Origin of the sequence: Niabella soli DSM 19437, from assembly GCF_000243115.2 — a bacterium.
Lineage (GTDB): Bacteria > Bacteroidota > Bacteroidia > Chitinophagales > Chitinophagaceae > Niabella > Niabella soli.
On record NZ_CP007035.1, the window covers coordinates 1135681 to 1152123 of the forward strand.

The 16443-nt window shown below is 46.9% G+C and carries 15 protein-coding genes; 6 read left to right on the forward strand and 9 right to left on the reverse strand.

Annotated elements, in window-relative coordinates; translation table 11 throughout:
* Positions 1-237: 237 nt before the first annotated feature.
* Entirely contained in the window at positions 238-1308 is a 1071-nt protein-coding gene (locus NIASO_RS04720) for a 3-oxoacyl-ACP synthase III family protein (RefSeq protein ID WP_008583053.1), read from the forward strand.
* A gap of 22 nt (positions 1309-1330) precedes the next feature.
* Here the strand turns inward: NIASO_RS04720 and NIASO_RS04725 are convergent, their stop codons facing one another.
* Positions 1331-2185, reverse strand: a complete 855-nt coding sequence (locus tag NIASO_RS04725; RefSeq protein ID WP_008583050.1) for a PIG-L deacetylase family protein — start codon at positions 2183-2185, stop codon at positions 1331-1333.
* A gap of 124 nt (positions 2186-2309) precedes the next feature.
* Between NIASO_RS04725 and NIASO_RS04730 the strand changes: the two genes are divergently transcribed.
* From NIASO_RS04730 to NIASO_RS04740, 3 genes are all read left to right on the forward strand, one after another.
* Positions 2310-2741 (forward strand): Dabb family protein, encoded by a 432-nt coding sequence (locus tag NIASO_RS04730; protein WP_008583049.1) that lies wholly within the window; start codon positions 2310-2312, stop codon positions 2739-2741.
* A 40-nt stretch (positions 2742-2781) separates the two neighbouring features.
* Positions 2782-3279 carry an SRPBCC family protein gene (locus NIASO_RS04735; RefSeq protein WP_008583047.1) on the forward strand — a complete coding sequence of 166 codons (498 nt, stop codon included), beginning with the start codon at positions 2782-2784 and terminating at the stop codon, positions 3277-3279.
* A gap of 470 nt (positions 3280-3749) precedes the next feature.
* Positions 3750-4988, forward strand: coding sequence for a DEAD/DEAH box helicase (locus tag NIASO_RS04740; RefSeq protein ID WP_008583046.1), 1239 nt, complete (start codon positions 3750-3752; stop codon positions 4986-4988).
* A gap of 85 nt (positions 4989-5073) precedes the next feature.
* Here NIASO_RS04740 and NIASO_RS19595 read toward each other — a convergent pair whose 3' ends face one another.
* The 8 genes from NIASO_RS19595 to NIASO_RS04780 all read right to left on the reverse strand — a co-directional run bounded on the left by NIASO_RS19595 (position 5074) and on the right by NIASO_RS04780 (position 14047).
* Positions 5074-5934: a DUF5602 domain-containing protein gene (locus NIASO_RS19595; protein WP_008583044.1), complete on the reverse strand. Its 861-nt coding sequence runs from the start codon at positions 5932-5934 to the stop codon at positions 5074-5076.
* Positions 5935-5975: 41 nt separating this feature from the next.
* Complete coding sequence (locus NIASO_RS04750) at positions 5976-6956, reverse strand: c-type cytochrome (RefSeq protein WP_008583042.1); 981 nt, start codon at positions 6954-6956, stop codon at positions 5976-5978.
* Between the two features lie 11 nt (positions 6957-6967).
* Complete coding sequence (locus tag NIASO_RS04755) at positions 6968-7492, reverse strand: hypothetical protein (protein ID WP_008583040.1); 525 nt, start codon at positions 7490-7492, stop codon at positions 6968-6970.
* A 107-nt stretch (positions 7493-7599) separates the two neighbouring features.
* Positions 7600-11553 carry an ATP-binding protein gene (locus NIASO_RS04760; protein ID WP_008583039.1) on the reverse strand — a complete coding sequence of 1318 codons (3954 nt, stop codon included), beginning with the start codon at positions 11551-11553 and terminating at the stop codon, positions 7600-7602.
* A 267-nt stretch (positions 11554-11820) separates the two neighbouring features.
* Positions 11821-12030: a hypothetical protein gene (locus NIASO_RS20310; protein WP_008583037.1), complete on the reverse strand. Its 210-nt coding sequence runs from the start codon at positions 12028-12030 to the stop codon at positions 11821-11823.
* Positions 12031-12167: 137 nt separating this feature from the next.
* Complete coding sequence (locus NIASO_RS04770; RefSeq protein WP_008583036.1) at positions 12168-12542, reverse strand: DoxX family protein; 375 nt, start codon at positions 12540-12542, stop codon at positions 12168-12170.
* Between the two features lie 66 nt (positions 12543-12608).
* On the reverse strand, positions 12609-13172 hold the full coding sequence (locus NIASO_RS04775; protein ID WP_008583034.1) for a Crp/Fnr family transcriptional regulator: 564 nt from the start codon (positions 13170-13172) through the stop codon (positions 12609-12611).
* 5 nt (positions 13173-13177) lie between these two features.
* The gene (locus NIASO_RS04780; RefSeq protein ID WP_008583033.1) at positions 13178-14047 is read right to left on the reverse strand and encodes an isocitrate lyase/PEP mutase family protein; all 870 of its coding nucleotides are present in this window, start codon (positions 14045-14047) and stop codon (positions 13178-13180) included.
* A gap of 92 nt (positions 14048-14139) precedes the next feature.
* On the opposite strand from NIASO_RS04780, the gene NIASO_RS04785 reads away from it, so the two are divergent.
* Together NIASO_RS04785 and NIASO_RS04790 are read left to right on the forward strand one after the other, a co-directional pair.
* Positions 14140-14874, forward strand: a complete 735-nt coding sequence (locus tag NIASO_RS04785) for an ImuA family protein (RefSeq protein WP_008583031.1) — start codon at positions 14140-14142, stop codon at positions 14872-14874.
* Between the two features lies 1 nt (position 14875).
* Positions 14876-16372, forward strand: coding sequence for a Y-family DNA polymerase (locus NIASO_RS04790; RefSeq protein ID WP_008583029.1), 1497 nt, complete (start codon positions 14876-14878; stop codon positions 16370-16372).
* Positions 16373-16443: the final 71 nt, after the last annotated feature.

Consider the following 16443-nt stretch of genomic DNA (forward strand, 5'->3'; position numbering starts at 1 on the left):
ACCGGGGTCGGTTATAGCTTATTTGATTTGCGTTAAGAGATAAAAGATCAGAATATAAAAAAATACATCAAACGGCATCTTTAATAATCAGGCTCTTGTATAACAACAACAGTATATGTCAGAAAAAATCGGTATATTCAATAGCTGTTAATTACTTAACTGATTGTTCTACTGTTTTAGTAAGGCAACCATATAGTAACAATAATGGGTGCATGCCTTTACTTAAAACAATAACAAATGCAGTTTGCTTCAATCATCACAGGAACCGGCGCGTATATCCCCAACAAAATACAAAAGAACGCAGATTTTTCCGATGCAGCGTTCTACGAACCAACCGGCCTGCCCATTTTAGCACAGACAAAGCTTGTTATTGAAAAACTCAAAAATATAACCGGGATATCCGAAAGACGTTATGCACCCGCTCATATTAATGCTTCTGATATGGCCGCAGTGGCGGGATGGCAGGCATTAACCGATAGCGCTATTGATCCGGAAACGCTGGATCAAATTGTAGTGGCACATAATTTTGGAGATATCTCTTATGGCACCATGCAGTCTCAGAATGTACCATCATTGGCTTGCAGGGTAAAACATATATTGGGGATTAACCGGCCGGAATGTATCGCATACGACGTATTGGTGGGATGCCCCGGTTGGCTGCATGCGGTCATTCAGTCCCATGCCTGGTTTAAGGCCGGAATGGCACAGAAAGTATTATTGATCGGCACAGAAGCGCTCTCCCGTGTGATTGACCCGGCAGACCGCAACAGCATGATCTTTTCCGATGGCGCGGGTGCCATTGTACTGGAGCATCAACCAGCAAAAATAAAAGGACCGGGCATCCTGGGCTGTTGCGCACAAACACACAGCACAGAGGAGCTCAGTTATATAAATATGGGTAAAGGATACAAACCCAATGAAGAGGAACGCCTGTTTATTAAAATGAAGGGAAGGAAAGTGTATGAATATGCCTTGAAGCAGGTACCCCTGGCCATGAAGGAATGTCTTGATAAAAGCGGCGTATCCATAAACGAGGTGAACAAGATCCTGATACACCAGGCCAACGAAAAGATGGATGAGGAAATTATTAGACGATTGTACGGACTTTATGGAACCACTCCCCCACAAAATATAATGCCTATGAGCATACAGTGGCTGGGGAACAGTTCGGTGGCAACCATCCCAACCTTATATCATTTAATACAGCATCATAAAATAGCCGGGCACCAACTTTCAGAAGGCGCCATTGTCCTCTTTGCATCGGTGGGGGCGGGAATGAATATTAACGCTGTTTGCTATCGCGTCTGATGGTCTTTAATAAAATTAAGTTTCACTTCGGCGGTAACATAGGAAACAGCGCTCTCATTTCAGGTTCAGTGAGCTGGCGGCCAAATTCGGCAATCTCAAAAGCTTCGGCATATTTAATACCGGAGCTATCGGATCCGTACCATTTTGTCAATGCCGGCATATTAACATTGGTAACACTACTATAAGGATAAGTGTTATCGTAAACCAGTTTTTTCTGCCGCTCGGGGTTCGCCCGCACTTCTGCTAATATTCCCATCTTGTATGGAATGGCATCATTCACCTGCGACCGCTGAACCGCACAGGCGGCTAGTTTTGTTGGCCATACCGCGTCGATGGCAACTGCAAAATCCGGGATATAGGAAAAATGGATCGTATGAAAATCGCGGATGTACACGAACACAGGCTTTTTCTTCATTTGCAGGCGGGGCGCGGCATCCCGTACAATATACCCCGCGGTCATATTATCAGTATGCCCTCCTGCCGCCGGATAATAAGTAAACACAACGTCCGCATCCCAATCCTGGATGCTTTTGATCACTCTATCCTGCACTTCCTTTGTGTTCTTCAGGTATTTATCATGATAACTGAGCACTTCATACTCCCCCAGGGAAAGGATCTGCTTTGACTCCATAGCTTCCTGGTAGCGCATTTTTGCCAGATCAGCAGGCTTCATAGCATAATGCCCCGCATCCCCGTTGGTTAAAGACATAAATTTAACCTGGTGCCCCATTTTTGTATAAAGCGCCGTGATGCCCCCTGTGTAAATCTCCCCTTCGTCGGGGTGGGCAAAAATGACCATTACCTTCAATGGTTTTTGAGCAAAAGCTAGGTTGCTGCACAGCAGGAAAATCGTCATCAATTGAAGCAATCTGGGCATAGTCGTTTTTTGTAAAGGTAGTATCGAAAATAAGCTATTTCGGGGAGTTCACTTTTATTGGTTCGGTAAGTACATCAAAAACTTGTCTTATTTTTACTGTTAAAACCTCAAGAGCAAACAAAATATGTCTCCATACCAACGAAAGAATACGCGCAGGAAATTTATAAAACGCGCCGCCCTGCTGGCTGCCGCTCCTACCATGATTACTAACACAGATTATTCCGGGCAACATCCCCAGATCATCCATCACGTTTTTTTCTGGCTCAAAAACCCGTCATCATCCGCCGACTTAAAGGAACTGATCGCTGGTCTGAAAACCCTTAAGGCCGTTCCACAAGTGAAGCAACTATTGATCGGTACTCCTGCATCCACCTTAAAAAGAGAGGTCGTGGATAATAGTTTCCAGGTATCGGAACTGATGTATTTTAATAATACCAAAGACCAGGACGATTACCAGTCGCACCCGGTGCATAAAGCCTTTGTTGAAAAATACAGCCACCTGTGGGCCAAAGTACTGGTATATGATATGGCGACGGGAAACCTGGAAAATATATGAATGCCGGTATAAAAAACCGGAAATAGTCCTTTTAAATTTCATGCAAAGAACGATCCGATTAAAAGCCGTCTTACCGTATCCGCCGGAACGGGTATGGCAGGCATTAACCCATCCCGGATTATTGGGCAGTTGGTTTATGAAAAATGATATTAAACCGGAGCCGGGGCATTCTTTTACGTTTCGTATGGCGCCGCAAAGGGGCTGGGATGGCATCACGCATTGCGAGGTTATAGCCGTGGAGCCACAAAAATTGATTGCTTACACTTACCGTGGTGAAGCAAGCGGCGAAAAAGCATTGGCCTGCGCAGGCATTCATTCCGGTACGGCTGATAAAATCACAAAAGGTATTTTTACAAAGCTGGACACGATCGTACGTTTTTCTCTGGAACCCACCTGCGGCGGCACCCTTCTGCATCTTGAGCAGTCTGGGTATAAAGGGTTAAAACTGATCATTATCAGCCTGATCATGCAAATGGGCTGGAAACGCCAGTTAAAGAAAAAACTGCCGGCTGCATTGCAAAAAATGACAACCGTATAAATAAGATCCCGGACCTTTCTCTAAGAATCTACCCCCGGGGCAAACACATCTAAATTAAAACAGATAGAATGAGGTATAGCCTCGAAAATTATTTCAAAAACGGGTTTCAATCCGTTTGAAGAGCTGTCAAGATAGATGGAGAACCGTAGGTTCGGCCCATAATGTGCCGTGCCAAGGGCACTCCAGCCACCACATCGCACATAAAACTGCACTAAAGCGCGGATTTATATAACCCAAACGAGCCGAAGGCTCTAAAAAATATAGATGCATTTGCACTGAGAATCTATCAAAGCATAAGACAGTATCAATTAAATTACCTACCTTTGCAATCTTGTATGTTATCCTAACACTCGATTTGTATCTTCTCCACTATTCAAATACAGTGATTGCATAACGTAAGGCAGGTATCGTATCTAATGCTTATGTGTGGATAGCCTTACCTTAGTTTATCATTTTTAATTTTATTTATTTTGTCATTTAACAATTTACAGCTTATTGCGCCTTTATTAAAAGCGCTGAGCGAAGCGGGTTATACAACCCCCACTCCTGTACAGGAAAAATCGATTCCCGTAATTTTACAAAACAGAGATATTCTGGCCTGTGCCCAAACCGGTACAGGTAAAACAGCCTCTTTTGCACTGCCCCTGTTGCAATTACTGCACCAGGAGCCCGAAGCAGCCAACAAAAATTGCCGGGCGTTAATATTAGTGCCTACAAGAGAACTGGCGCTGCAGGTAGCAGAAAGTTTTTCCGATTATGGAAAATACCTGCCGTTGAAACACGTAGCTATTTTCGGAGGGGTATCGCAACACCAGCAGGTGAAGGCCTTAAGAGAGCACGTTGATATTCTTATTGCTACCCCGGGCCGGTTGCTGGACCTGATGAACCAGCGCCATGTTTCCTTAAACGGGATCAAACATTTGGTATTGGATGAAGCAGACCGTATGCTGGACATGGGTTTCATCACCGACGTGCAAAAGATCCTTTACCGGATGCCGGCGCAACGGCAAACCATTTTCTTTTCTGCCACCATGCCGCCGGAAATTCAGCACCTGTCTGATTCGCTGTTGAAGAACCCCGAAAAAATCGCCATCACGCCACCCTCAACAACGGTGGAACTGATCCAGCAATCGCTGTACTATACAGAAAAGCAGAACAAATCTTCTTTATTGCTGCATCTGCTAAAAGATGAAACGATCACCAGTGTGCTGGTTTTTGCCCGGACAAAATATGGGGCAGATAAAATTGCCAAAAACCTTACCCGCGCGGGTATCAGGGCTGCAGCTATTCATGGTGATAAAACACAATCATCAAGGCAGCGCTCTCTTTTGAATTTTAAAACGGGCGCCGTAAGAGTACTTGTTGCCACTGATATTGCAGCGCGGGGTATCGATATAGATGATATGGGATATGTGATCAATTACGAATTACCCAACCAGCCGGAAACCTATGTGCACCGCATCGGGCGTACCGGAAGAGCCGGCGCTGCAGGCACGGCTATTTCTTTCTGCGATTATGAAGAAAAGATCTATTTGCGTGATATCCAAAAACTGATCAAACAAACGATCCCGGTTGTAAAAGATCATCCGTTTGATGTACCGCTGATGCATGCTGTTGAACAGGCACCGGCGCAACCTGCTCCCTGGAGCGGCAGAAAAAAAGGGCCTGGCGGTTCCAGAAGAGGACGCTCCTTTTTACAAAGGATCTAAGAATTTTTTAGCCACTGAAGCACAGAAGATACAGATTTTTTCTGTGCTTCAGTGTTTCAGTGGCAATTTTGTGCTGCTCAAAAAACTAACTCGCTTCCCGGTATACAAAATCCTCCAGTATTACTAAATACCCCTCTGTTGTTTTTTGTATTTCCACCATTGTTGGATAATACCCGCTGATCGCCACTTTTTTGGGTTGGGGAATGGACCGTTTAAATTCGGGATGCGTTTCAAAAAAAGCTTTGGTAATCATTGGCTCCAGGAAAGTAACCTTACCATCATAGGTGCCATAAATAAAGGTTTGCCCAAAACCCTGCGGAGTAAATTCAGCGGAGGTGGTATCCACCCAGTGGCAGCCCATTTGTGGCACGCCGCCGCCGGGATTGATATAGTTTGCCGGAAGATAATCCAGGGCCGGCCAATTGTCGAATTTCGCCGGAGCCAGGTCATAAGGAGGGATCGCATCTACATAGGCCAGGCTTACATTATAAAAATGAAAATCGAAGTGCGGCTTACCGTAGATCTGAACGGGCTCATGACCATTGGGGTTCCAGTCCAGTTCGGCATGGTTAAAGATCCGGGCGTCCACTTTAGGATGAAAAGGAAGAATCACCGTATTGGGCGAAATATTATTGCTGCCGCCGGGAGCAGGCATATCCAGGCTGTTCCAGGCGTCATTGTTAATACTGATGGCAAGACGCAACGGGTGCGCTGCATCGTCTACCTGGTATAAAGTAGTAACTTTCCCTTTCTTAAAAGAAACTTCCGGGCCTGTGTACACTTTGCCACCCGGCATCCCTAACACCTTTGCGGAGGAGCCCGGATGCAAACCCGCCACCATTGCGGCCGATGCGCCGGCATTGTGATCATTTAGTGGTGCGGTTTCCTTTGTGCAGGAGCTCAACAGGAGGCCTGCTGCCATTGTTGTTAAAAGCAGATTTCTCATTACATATTTTTTGTGTGAAGATTTATGGCGTTGCAATCAGTCTACCTTTTTGCAAATCGTTTTACATCATTTTTTATCTTTTTTACCGTTTGCAGGTAGCTGAAAATAGCTGTCAGATCAGAGCTATCCATCCCCGCAAACATGAACCAGGGCATGGGGGTATTAAAATCATTCGGCCCCAGTTTTTGTTCATGATAAGCTGAATCGGAAAAGCGTTTAAATTTTCGAAGAAACAATTCGTTTGTCCAGCTACCGATACCGGTTTCAACATCTGACGTAATATTAGGGGTGGTTACTACTGTTCCGTTGGGGAAATTAAAAGACCGCCCCCCGCCAAATTCAGAGCCTGCAATAATTTCACCGTGCTCATCTACCCGGCTATGACAGGCAACACAGTCGGCTACCGTTACCAGGTATTTCCCATATTGTACGGGATCAGTTGTTGCCGGTTTCGGCGATAAGACAGCTTTTTGGGGAATCGTGTTTACGATAAAGTTTACGGGGAAATCAAGCGTTCGTTCCGGCACTTTATTGGCAATGGCAGGCAGGGTGCGGAGGTAAGCAATAATGCTGTAAATATCCTCCTGGTCCATAGTGCCATAATGCAAATAAGGCATTAAAGGAAATAACGCATCGTTCGTTTTATTTTGCCCGGTAGTAATGGCTCTGAAAATTTCCCCGTCGGTCCAGCCCGAAAGCCCGTATGGAGTAAGGTTGCGGGAATATAAAGTACCCGGAAATCCCATTTCTTTTCCAAATTTTTCACCGCCGCCGCCAAAGGTTCCTTCTTTAATAGGCGCTCCGTATACCGTCCAGTCGCGCTGGCTATGGCAATCCATACAGGCGGCAACATGATTGGCCAGGTATTTGCCCCTTTCCACCCGCCCGTTTGTGCGATCCACTTTAATGTCAGGAGCCGCGCCAACGCTGGGCAATCCCTCTTTCACATACAAAAGAATTACCGCCAGGCCTCCCACTGCCGCCGCTATTATTATAAGCAAAACTTTTAGGATCTTTTTCATTTTTTACGCAGTTATTTGATTACGTTCCGGATGCATTCCACCCCGTCTGTAGTGTACTTTAAGGTAATAAAACCGGAGGCATTTTCAAGTATTGCCTGATACGCCTTCTGCCCGTATGCCTGTATTTCCGTCGCCTGCAGCAACCAGTAGCCGGCATAACTTTTTCTGATTTTTCTATTGAACAGCTTTGGCAACTGCTCCAAACTGCATTCCGTAATAACATAGTTCAGGACGCCTTTGGGTGAGAAACTTGCGGTGGCCTTGCGTCCGTTGTTTAAAAAAGATACATAACTGTAAGTGTCTTTCTGCGTCCATTTTGGTTCCGTTGCATTCGGAAATAAAATTGAAAAACTGGAGTGAGCCGCTGGGTTTGCCTCTGTGACCGTCTCTTTATTGATATCCACCAGTGCCATTAGAATGGTTGCATTGAATGCTTTTGCTACGGTGCCCTCGTACCTGTTTTGTGCGTATGAGGGAAGAAAACCTCCCAGTACCAGGAAGCATGCAGCGCTTAGCGTTTTGAGTTGCCGTTTCATGTCAATTCTTTTAAACAATTATGAATCAATCACTTTACGAGCATAAAAATACGACCTGACCAAGCGGCGGTACTATAAGAATCGGGTCAAAAACTATCAGTTTTGGGTCATTCAGGCATTGAAACCCAATCGGTAGGCGATACGCCGTACTGTTCTTTAAAACATTGACTGAAATAAGAGGGGCTGCTGAACCCGGTTTTGTAGGCGGTAGTAGCTATGTCCAAACCTGCGGCAATAAGACCACAGGCTTTTTGCAACCGGTATTGGCGAATAAGATCATTTGTTGAAATATTGAGCAGTGCTTTTAATTTGCGATTGAGGGTGCTGCGGCTCATGGCCATCACCTTGCATAAATAATCCACCCCCAGTTCGGCTTCGTCCAGTTTAGCATCCATTTCATTGTACAACTGTACCAGGAAGGGGTCAATAATTTCGGGCAACGGATCGGCAGGAGCCCGATGCGCCAGTTGCACCTGTAACCACTCCCGTTGCTTTTGCCGCAACTGGTAAAGGTTGGCAGTGCGCAATTCCAGTTCAGGCAAACTAAAGGGTTTGGTAAGATAGTCATCGGCGCCGGCGCCCAATCCCCTCAGGCGGGCATCATGTGCAGCTTTGGAAGTAAGCAAGATAAATCCTATATGAGCGGTACGACTGTCCGCTTTGCTTTTTTTGCACAGGTCGAATCCATCCTGCCCCGGCATCATCACATCGCTGATAACCAGGTCGGGCAATTCCCGCAAGATCAGCTCCCAGGCTTTCAGACCGTCTGCCGCCTCCAATACCCGGTATTGTTTGGCAAGGGCCTCTGCAAGGAAGGCGCGCAACTCATCATTATCTTCCACCACCAATAATAACGGAGCATCGGCGGATGCCAATGGTGTCGCCTCCTTTTGCAGGGAGGCGGACTCCATAACCGGCAGCGCTGCTACTTTTTTCATTGGCAGGGTAACTATAAAACGGGTATCGCTTCCCGGCCGGCTATCCAGCTCGATGCGCCCTTCCATTAACACGATCAATTCCTTTACCAGCGATAAGCCAATACCCGTGCCGCCGTAATTACGTACCGAAGAATCATCTACCTGGTAAAAGCGGGTGAATATTTTTTTATGTAAGGCTTCAGGTATGCCGGGACCGTTGTCGCATACTTCCAACCGGGTTGCCTCTGTTGCCGTTGCAGAAAGGGTTACAGTGACGCTTCCGTTTTGGGGAGTAAATTTCAAGGCATTACTTACAAGATTGGTTACGATCTTTTCCCATTTCTCTTCATCAAAAAGATAATAACCCTCCATGGCTTCTGCTATAAAACGGAGGGTGATATTTTTATCTTTTGCGGCAACTTCAAAACTATTTACACAACCGGAAGTAAACACCTCGATTTCACCGGCTGTTATTTTTAACCGGAGCTGCCCATGATCGAGCTTGGAAAAATCAAGATACTCATTCACCAACCGCAAGAGTTGTTTCGAATTTCTTTGAGCCGTTTTTATATTGTTGACGGCCGGTACTGAAAGCGAGGGATCCTGCGCCAGTTTTTCAAGCGGCGTCATGATCAGGGTTAATGGTGTTCTGAATTCATGGGTGATGTTACTAAAAAACCGGTCTTTCAACTCATCCACCTCTTTTAAGCGAAGCGCTTCCCTCCTTTCAAATAACAGGTTTTGCTGTATGCGCAAGCGACCTTCTTTAAACACAAAATACCAACGCACCAGCCCCAGCGCCAATACAACATAAATGACCCAGGCCCACCAGGTACCCCAAAACGGTGGCTTGATGGTTACTTTTACCGACCTGATAACATTGCTCCATAACCCGTTATTATCAGTAGCATTTATTTTAAAAGTATAGTTGCCCGGCGGCAGCGCCGAGTAGGAAGCTATATTGGAATAACCATTTTCTATCCAGCGATCATCAATCCCCTCCAGTTGGTAGCGATACCTTATTTTTTGTGGCTGGTTGTATAAAAGGGCAGCAAACTCAAAACGCAGATAGTTTTTGTCATAGGGCAATTCGATATCCGATAAAGTGCTCAGGGATTGCTTTATAATACTATTAGGAAGATTAATATCCTGCGGTTCATTGTTGATCAGCAAACCGGTTAACAACACCGGCACCTGCCCCGTTTTATTGATGAGTTCAAAATCGGCCGGATTAAAAATACAATATCCATCCAGTCCGCCAAATACCAGCCGCCCATCGGGCAATATGAATTTATGCGCCCGGTTAAATTCATTCCCCGGCAGGCCATCTGTTTTTTCAAAGGCCGTAATATGGCCGTTTTTCGGATTCAGCCGGAAAAGCCCTTTATTGGTGCTGCACCATAGTTTCCCTGTTTTGTCGGGCAGGATGCAATAAACAGTATTGTTGGGCAGCCCGTCATCCATGGTGTACGTCCGTTGCAATCCTTTATGTACATCCCATAATAACAGGCCACCGCCACGCGACCCGATCCAGAACTTATTTTTGTCTGCCGGGTCAGGGCAAATTTCAGTAAGACCATTGGGCACTTTATTCCCTACATACTTTGCCACCAGTTTTTTGCCATCAAACTGAAACAGTCCGTTTGCCAAAGTCGTCATCCAGATATATCCGCCGATATACCGGGCATCTGCAAGCTCCACGTCTGCAAAGTTCTTCGCATCGGGTTGCATCTTTTTTGGAACCGCATCAGGGCTGCTCCAGACATACCATACAGATTCGGACTGGTCGAAAGCCCATATCTCATCCCCGGGCATAGCAACAACGGCTGTAAAGATTTTTTGATCGGGCACATGGGCAAACCGGCGAAAGCCTTGCGGGGTAAACCGAAACACGCCTGTACGGGCATACCAGTTATTACAGGAATATAGATTGCCTTTGCTGTCCCGGGCCTGCCGGAAATAATAGCCCGCGTCGGGGTTTTTCCATTCTGCAGGCTGTAATGGCTTATTGCCGTTCAGCAACCCTGCTATTTCTTCTATAAAATTACCGGTGTTCCTGTAGGATTCAAAATGAAGCGCCTGAAGGTCTATTTTAAGCACACCCTGTGCATTTAAGCTTACCCACAATACATCCGACCGGTCGATAAAAAAGGCACTGATGCGGGCGGGAGCACCCGTGTTTTCCCAAAGCAGTTCCAGTGCTCCCTTGTCGGTAACCCGGTATATCCGTCCATAATATTCGAAATAAATATGACCACCGGGATCCAATTGCAGAAAATTTTCTCCTCTTATGCTGCCGGGCGGCGGAGGGGGCAGCACAATAACACGACTGCTCTTTTTATCAATATCCAGCAGGGTAAGCGTATTTTTTTCCAATGTGGCAACCCGGTTGCCGGGATAGCTTAGAATGGAGAACTTTTCTCCAAACACGTTCCAATCGGGGTTGGGGGGTTGCGGTCCTATATGGGTGTCGAAACCGAACCATTCAAATTTTGTCTGTGTAGTATCACTTACTTCCACCCCGTGCGCGCTTATTATATATATTTTCCCTTCTGGCGATTGGGTTATTGCCGATACAGAATCGGTATGCAACAGTCCGTTGGAAGTGCTGGCATAATGCACCTTACCTGTAATACGATCCAGCCAACCCATGCCTTTCTTATTATTGATCGTGAAAAACCAGCTATTAGTGGTGAAACTAAACCGGTACGATTGCCACCGGATACCCGGTATGGCTTCCAGCCGGCTACGTACCGTGTTGCGGGTAACCCTGAAGGACCGGAGATCAAATTCATCTGCTTTTGTAGGGCCGTAGTAAAGGGTAACAATATTATTGACCAGTTTACCCAACGCGTTGATCGTATTAGCGGCCAGCCCGGTGCTATCTTTGGGATCATAATGGAATGTTCTGAATCCTCTGCCATCATAACGGCAAAAACCATCCAATGTGCTCAGCCAGATAAACCCATCTTCATCCTGCACGATACCGCTGATATAACCCTGAGGGAGCCCGTCTTCTACCCCAAAATGTTGTTGATTGGTAAAAAGGCGCTGCTGTCCGAAAGCCGGTTGTATTATTACAAATAAGCCGGCTATAATAAATAAGCCTGTAGCCCTGGTAAAAGAAAATAAAAAAGCAGTCAACGCTTATGCATTTATAAAAGCGAAAAATCAGTTACATCGGTTGTTTGTCCTATAAAGATAAAACAAATCTGTTTAGTGATCGCAAATGAGTGACCAATGGTCAGGGCGCATGCAAAAATTCAGGAATTGCCACAAATGCACGAATGAATATATTTTTCACAGAAAATAGACATAAATAGCATGCGCCTTTAGCGCACATTTGCGGATTCGTGGCATTCGACAATAGTAGTACAGGCATTAAAAATTAGCATATGTTCGCCTGAACAGTTAGTGCAACGGCTCACATATAAAATCTTTCAACTTCATTTCGCTGATGATTGCGGTTATAAAAATCGGATCGCCTTCTATCCGTAAGATGCGGTCACAGTCCTCCAGGTCAAAATTCATTATCAGCTCCGGAAATTTTTGTTTTAGTATGTTGAGCATAGCCATCGAATCATGACGCCCTCTCACATTTGTTTTACAAACTTCTACCATAGCTCAATTTTATATTACGCTATCAAAGACTTAATTCCAATATTATAGAGAACACTCCAATACCCAAACTCAACGGCGTGTAGCAGTAGGCATCATGCCGGGAATATTTTATCTTTTTAAAAAAGCCGACATTAAGTTCATTGCTGGATAAAAAATCTGCCGCAGGCGATCAGGATACCGATAATAAAATAGATGACATTTGTGAGAACGTTACGGGGCTCGTTCCTGCGATAATGGATCCGGGCTGCAAAAGGCATGATCAACGCAAGGCACAGGGCGGCTACCGGCGTAAGCCAGGGCGCTATATGAAAGTACAGGGGCAGGATCAGCCCCACAGCACCTGCCAGTTCCGATAGGCCAATAAACCTGATAAAAACCGGGAAAAGTCCCTCTACTCCCGTTTGCCCTACGGCCACCAGTTTTTTTTCAGACAATACCGTTTTGCAGATGCCTGAATAAAAAAATGAAAGGGCCATAACAACCTGCAAGATCCAAAGAATACTGTTGCTCATAATATTTCTGTTTGTACACAAAGGTCAAAAATCAGAACAATAGCATCTTTGATATATATCAAAAACTCAGCGTTGCGCGCGCATACGGCTTAATGTTTCCTGCGTAATGCCCAGGTAAGAAGCGATCATACCCAGGGGCACCCGCCGGATAAATGAAGGATTGGTTTGCATTAAATGCCGGTAACGCTCCAGCGCATTGGTAAAATGCAGGTCGTCAAATTTTTGCTGCAACTGTATCAGGCCAAATGATACAAGCTTTCTGAAAAGGCTTTCAATATCATGATGCCGGGCACAAAGCGTATCCAGCACATCGCAGTGCAGCGAATAAAGAACAGAATCTTCCAGCAACTCAATCCCCCGCCGGTCTGGTTTGCGTGTTATAAAACTGATGATGGAGCAGGCAAAGGAATGCTCATCACTGATCCAGTCGGTTATATCCTTACCGTCTTTCAGGTAATAAGTCCGGGTAAGGCCACTGTCGATAAAATACAAGTGTTTGCAGGTGGTATCCGGTTTCACCAGGACAGTTCCCCTGGGCAACGTTTGCTTTTGAAGGTGCCGGGCCAGCTCCTGCCTGCTTTGCGCACACAGGTTTGTGTATTGAGAAACCGTTGAGAAGAAATGATCCATAGGCTTTATTTATGAAGTCCTGTCGCCATTTTATAGGCCAATGCTGCTTCAGAAAACGGTACCAGCGCATCTGATAAAATAGCATAGGTTCCTTGTTGAGATAATTCAATAGCAATCTTTTTGATCAATGCCAGCGTGGCTTTCATTACGCTGGAGCCCAGGCTCAACCGGGCTACGCCCAGATCCTGAAGCTCCCGGACGGACGGAGGCAACCCCGCCCCGATGGTAGGGTTAGCAAGTATATTAACCGGGGCATTAATTTCTTTAACCAATGTGGCGATCGTTTCCTTTTCCCATACGGGCTGCACAAAGATGCAGTCGGCCCCGGCTTCGCGATACATATTCCCCCGCCTTATTGATTCCGCTAATTTTTCCTTCGGCGAGCCAGGTGAAGTATAAAAAGAATCAGTTCTTGCATTGATCACTAAATGAATGCCCAATGAATCGGATAAGGAACGGATAGCCGCTATTCGTTCACAAAATTCCAGCTCATCAATTAGTACCGGGTTTAAATCAATGCTGTCTTCAATATTTATTCCAACAATTCCGGTGGCAATGATCCGGGTGACCGAATCAATTATTTCATCCAGCGTATTTCCATATCCGGCTTCTATATCTACCGTTACCGGAACCTGCACTCCTTTTACAATTCCCGTTATCACGTTAAGTAGTTCAGACAATTGCAGCACCTGGCAATCGGGATAGCCCAACGCCGCCGCTATTCCCATACTGGTGGTTGCTATGGCCTTATAACCACAGGCTTCTATTAATTTAGAGCTTCCGGTATCCCATGAATTTAACAGCACTAATATCTCTTCATCCTGGTGCCATTGCAGGAACTGCTCCGCTTTTTGTTTTTGAATCTGTGAAACCATATCTAAAGGTACAATTATTTTAAAGCTAAAATAATTGGCTAAAAATACTAATTTATTTAGTATTTAGCATACCTTAGCAATACAAACAAGAAATGGGTCAGTTACGGTTTCATAAAACGCTGTTTGAGCAACTGCAAAATGAAATATTGCAATTGCAGGGCCTGCGCGCGCCGTTGGAAGCAGCGCAACTATCTGTAGGCCTTGATCGTTTGCAGGATGCTTTTCCCGACCGGGCATTCCCACAGAGTGCTGTTCATGAATTCATCAGTTGCACGAAAGAAGCCGCAGCAGCCACTACCGGTTTTATGGCCGGCTTATTGGCCCCCCTGATGCACCGGGGCTGCTGTTTGTGGGTAAGCACCCGCCCCCACCCTTATCCCCCGGCTTTAAAATTGTTTGGGGTGGAGCCGGACCAGGTAATTTTTGTAACGGCCCGTAATGCCGTAGAGGCCTTATGGACCATAGAAGAAGGGCTGAAATGCCCGACACTGGCCGCCGTAGTGGGCGAAGTGCCGGAATTATCCTTTACCGCATCGCGGAGGTTGCAATTGGCCGTAGAGCAAAGCCACGTAACAGGACTGCTGCATCGCTGCACCGTACAACCACCGGGTATAGTGGCCTGCACGGCACGCTGGCGTATAACACCGCTGGCCAGCAGTGCTGTGGATGACCTTCCGGGTGTAGGCTTCGCCCGATGGCAGGTGGAGCTGCTGAAAATACGCAACGGGAAGCCGGGAACTTGGCAGGTGCAATGGACGCCTCAGGGCTTTGCTGTAACAATTCCCGAAAAAGAGGCCCCACCATTGGTGATACAAAAAACAGGATAACATGGCTCGCTTTTTAAGTATATGGTTTCCCCATCTGATTACAGACAGCATGATACGGCTGCGCCCGCAATTACGGCAACAGGATTTTGTGCTGACCGCGGAGCAACGGGGCCGCAGGGTTATTGAATGTGCCAGCCCCACCGCAATAAAAAAAGGAATTATGCCGGGCATGGTAGCGGCGGATGCACGGGCCCTGCTGCCGGAGCTGCAACTCTTTAACAACAAACCCGGACAGGAAGCGCGTTTGCTGACAAAACTGGCGCACTGGTGCATACGGTTTACACCGGTGGCTGCTGTGGACCTCCCGGATGGCCTGCTGCTGGACATTAGCGGCTGCGCCCACCTTTGGGGAACCGAGGCGGCTTATCTGGAAACCATCCTTGCAAAATTGAAAGCCGCTGGCTATACCGCCCGCGGAGCGATTGCGGACACGGTAGGCGCCGCCTGGGCCCTGGCGCGGTATGGCGCCGAACAGTGGATAGCGCCTCCTGCCGCACATTGGCAGGACTTGTTATCCTTGCCGCCGGCAGCCTTACGACTGGAAGCGGAGGTCCTGGAGCGCATGAAAAAACTGGGGTTCTGCACCATTGGCCAGTTGGATGCGATTCCACGCCCCGTGCTGCGCCGGCGTTTTGGGCAACGATTACTGTACCGGATGGAACAGGCGGCAGGCCTCGCTACGGAATGGATCGAACCCGTAACCCCGCCGGTACCCTTTCAGGCAACGCTCCCCAGCCTGGAACCGATACGCACAGCAACAGGTATTGCCCTGGCATTGGATCAGTTGCTGGATAAACTATGCCTGCGCCTGGCAAAAGAAGAAAAAGGATTGCGCACCGCACTGTTCAAGGGATACCGGATTGATGGCAATCTGCAACAGGTAAGCATTGGTACCAATCGCCCGGTACGCAACAAAGCCCATTTGTTAAAACTGTTTGAGCAAAAACTGGATTGCATTGCCCCCGGTCTGGGCATAGAGTTATTTATATTGGAAGCGCCTGTGGTGGAGCACTTCCCGGCACAACAGGAGGCGTTCTGGAAAACCCTTGGAGGCGATGAAGGTATTGAGCTGACCAACCTGCTGGACCGGATTGCCGGACGCATGGGCGCTGCCTGTATCCGCCGTTATTTACCGGCAGCGCATTACTGGCCTGAACGCGCGCAATATCAGGCGGCTTCCTTAACCGCAAAAGCAGCTATCGGCTGGAAAACAGACCGCCCGCGCCCGGTGCAACTGTTGCCATTGCCCGAACCCATTAGCGTAACAGCGCCCATACCCGATTACCCGCCCATGCTGTTCCGGTATAAAAACGAGGTGCACAGAATACAAAAGGCCGACGGACCGGAGCGTATCGAGCAGGAATGGTGGCTGGAAGAGGGCCTGGTGCGGGATTATTATGTAGTAGAAGATGAAAAGGGTGCGCGGTACTGGCTGTTCCGTTCCGGCCGCTATGAAGAAGGAAAACCCCGATGGTACCTGCATGGATTCTTTGCGTGAAGTAATGCTGTTTCGATGGACAAAAAATTAATAACCATTAAAAAAAGTTTTGCCGGAAGGAGGGTAAATCA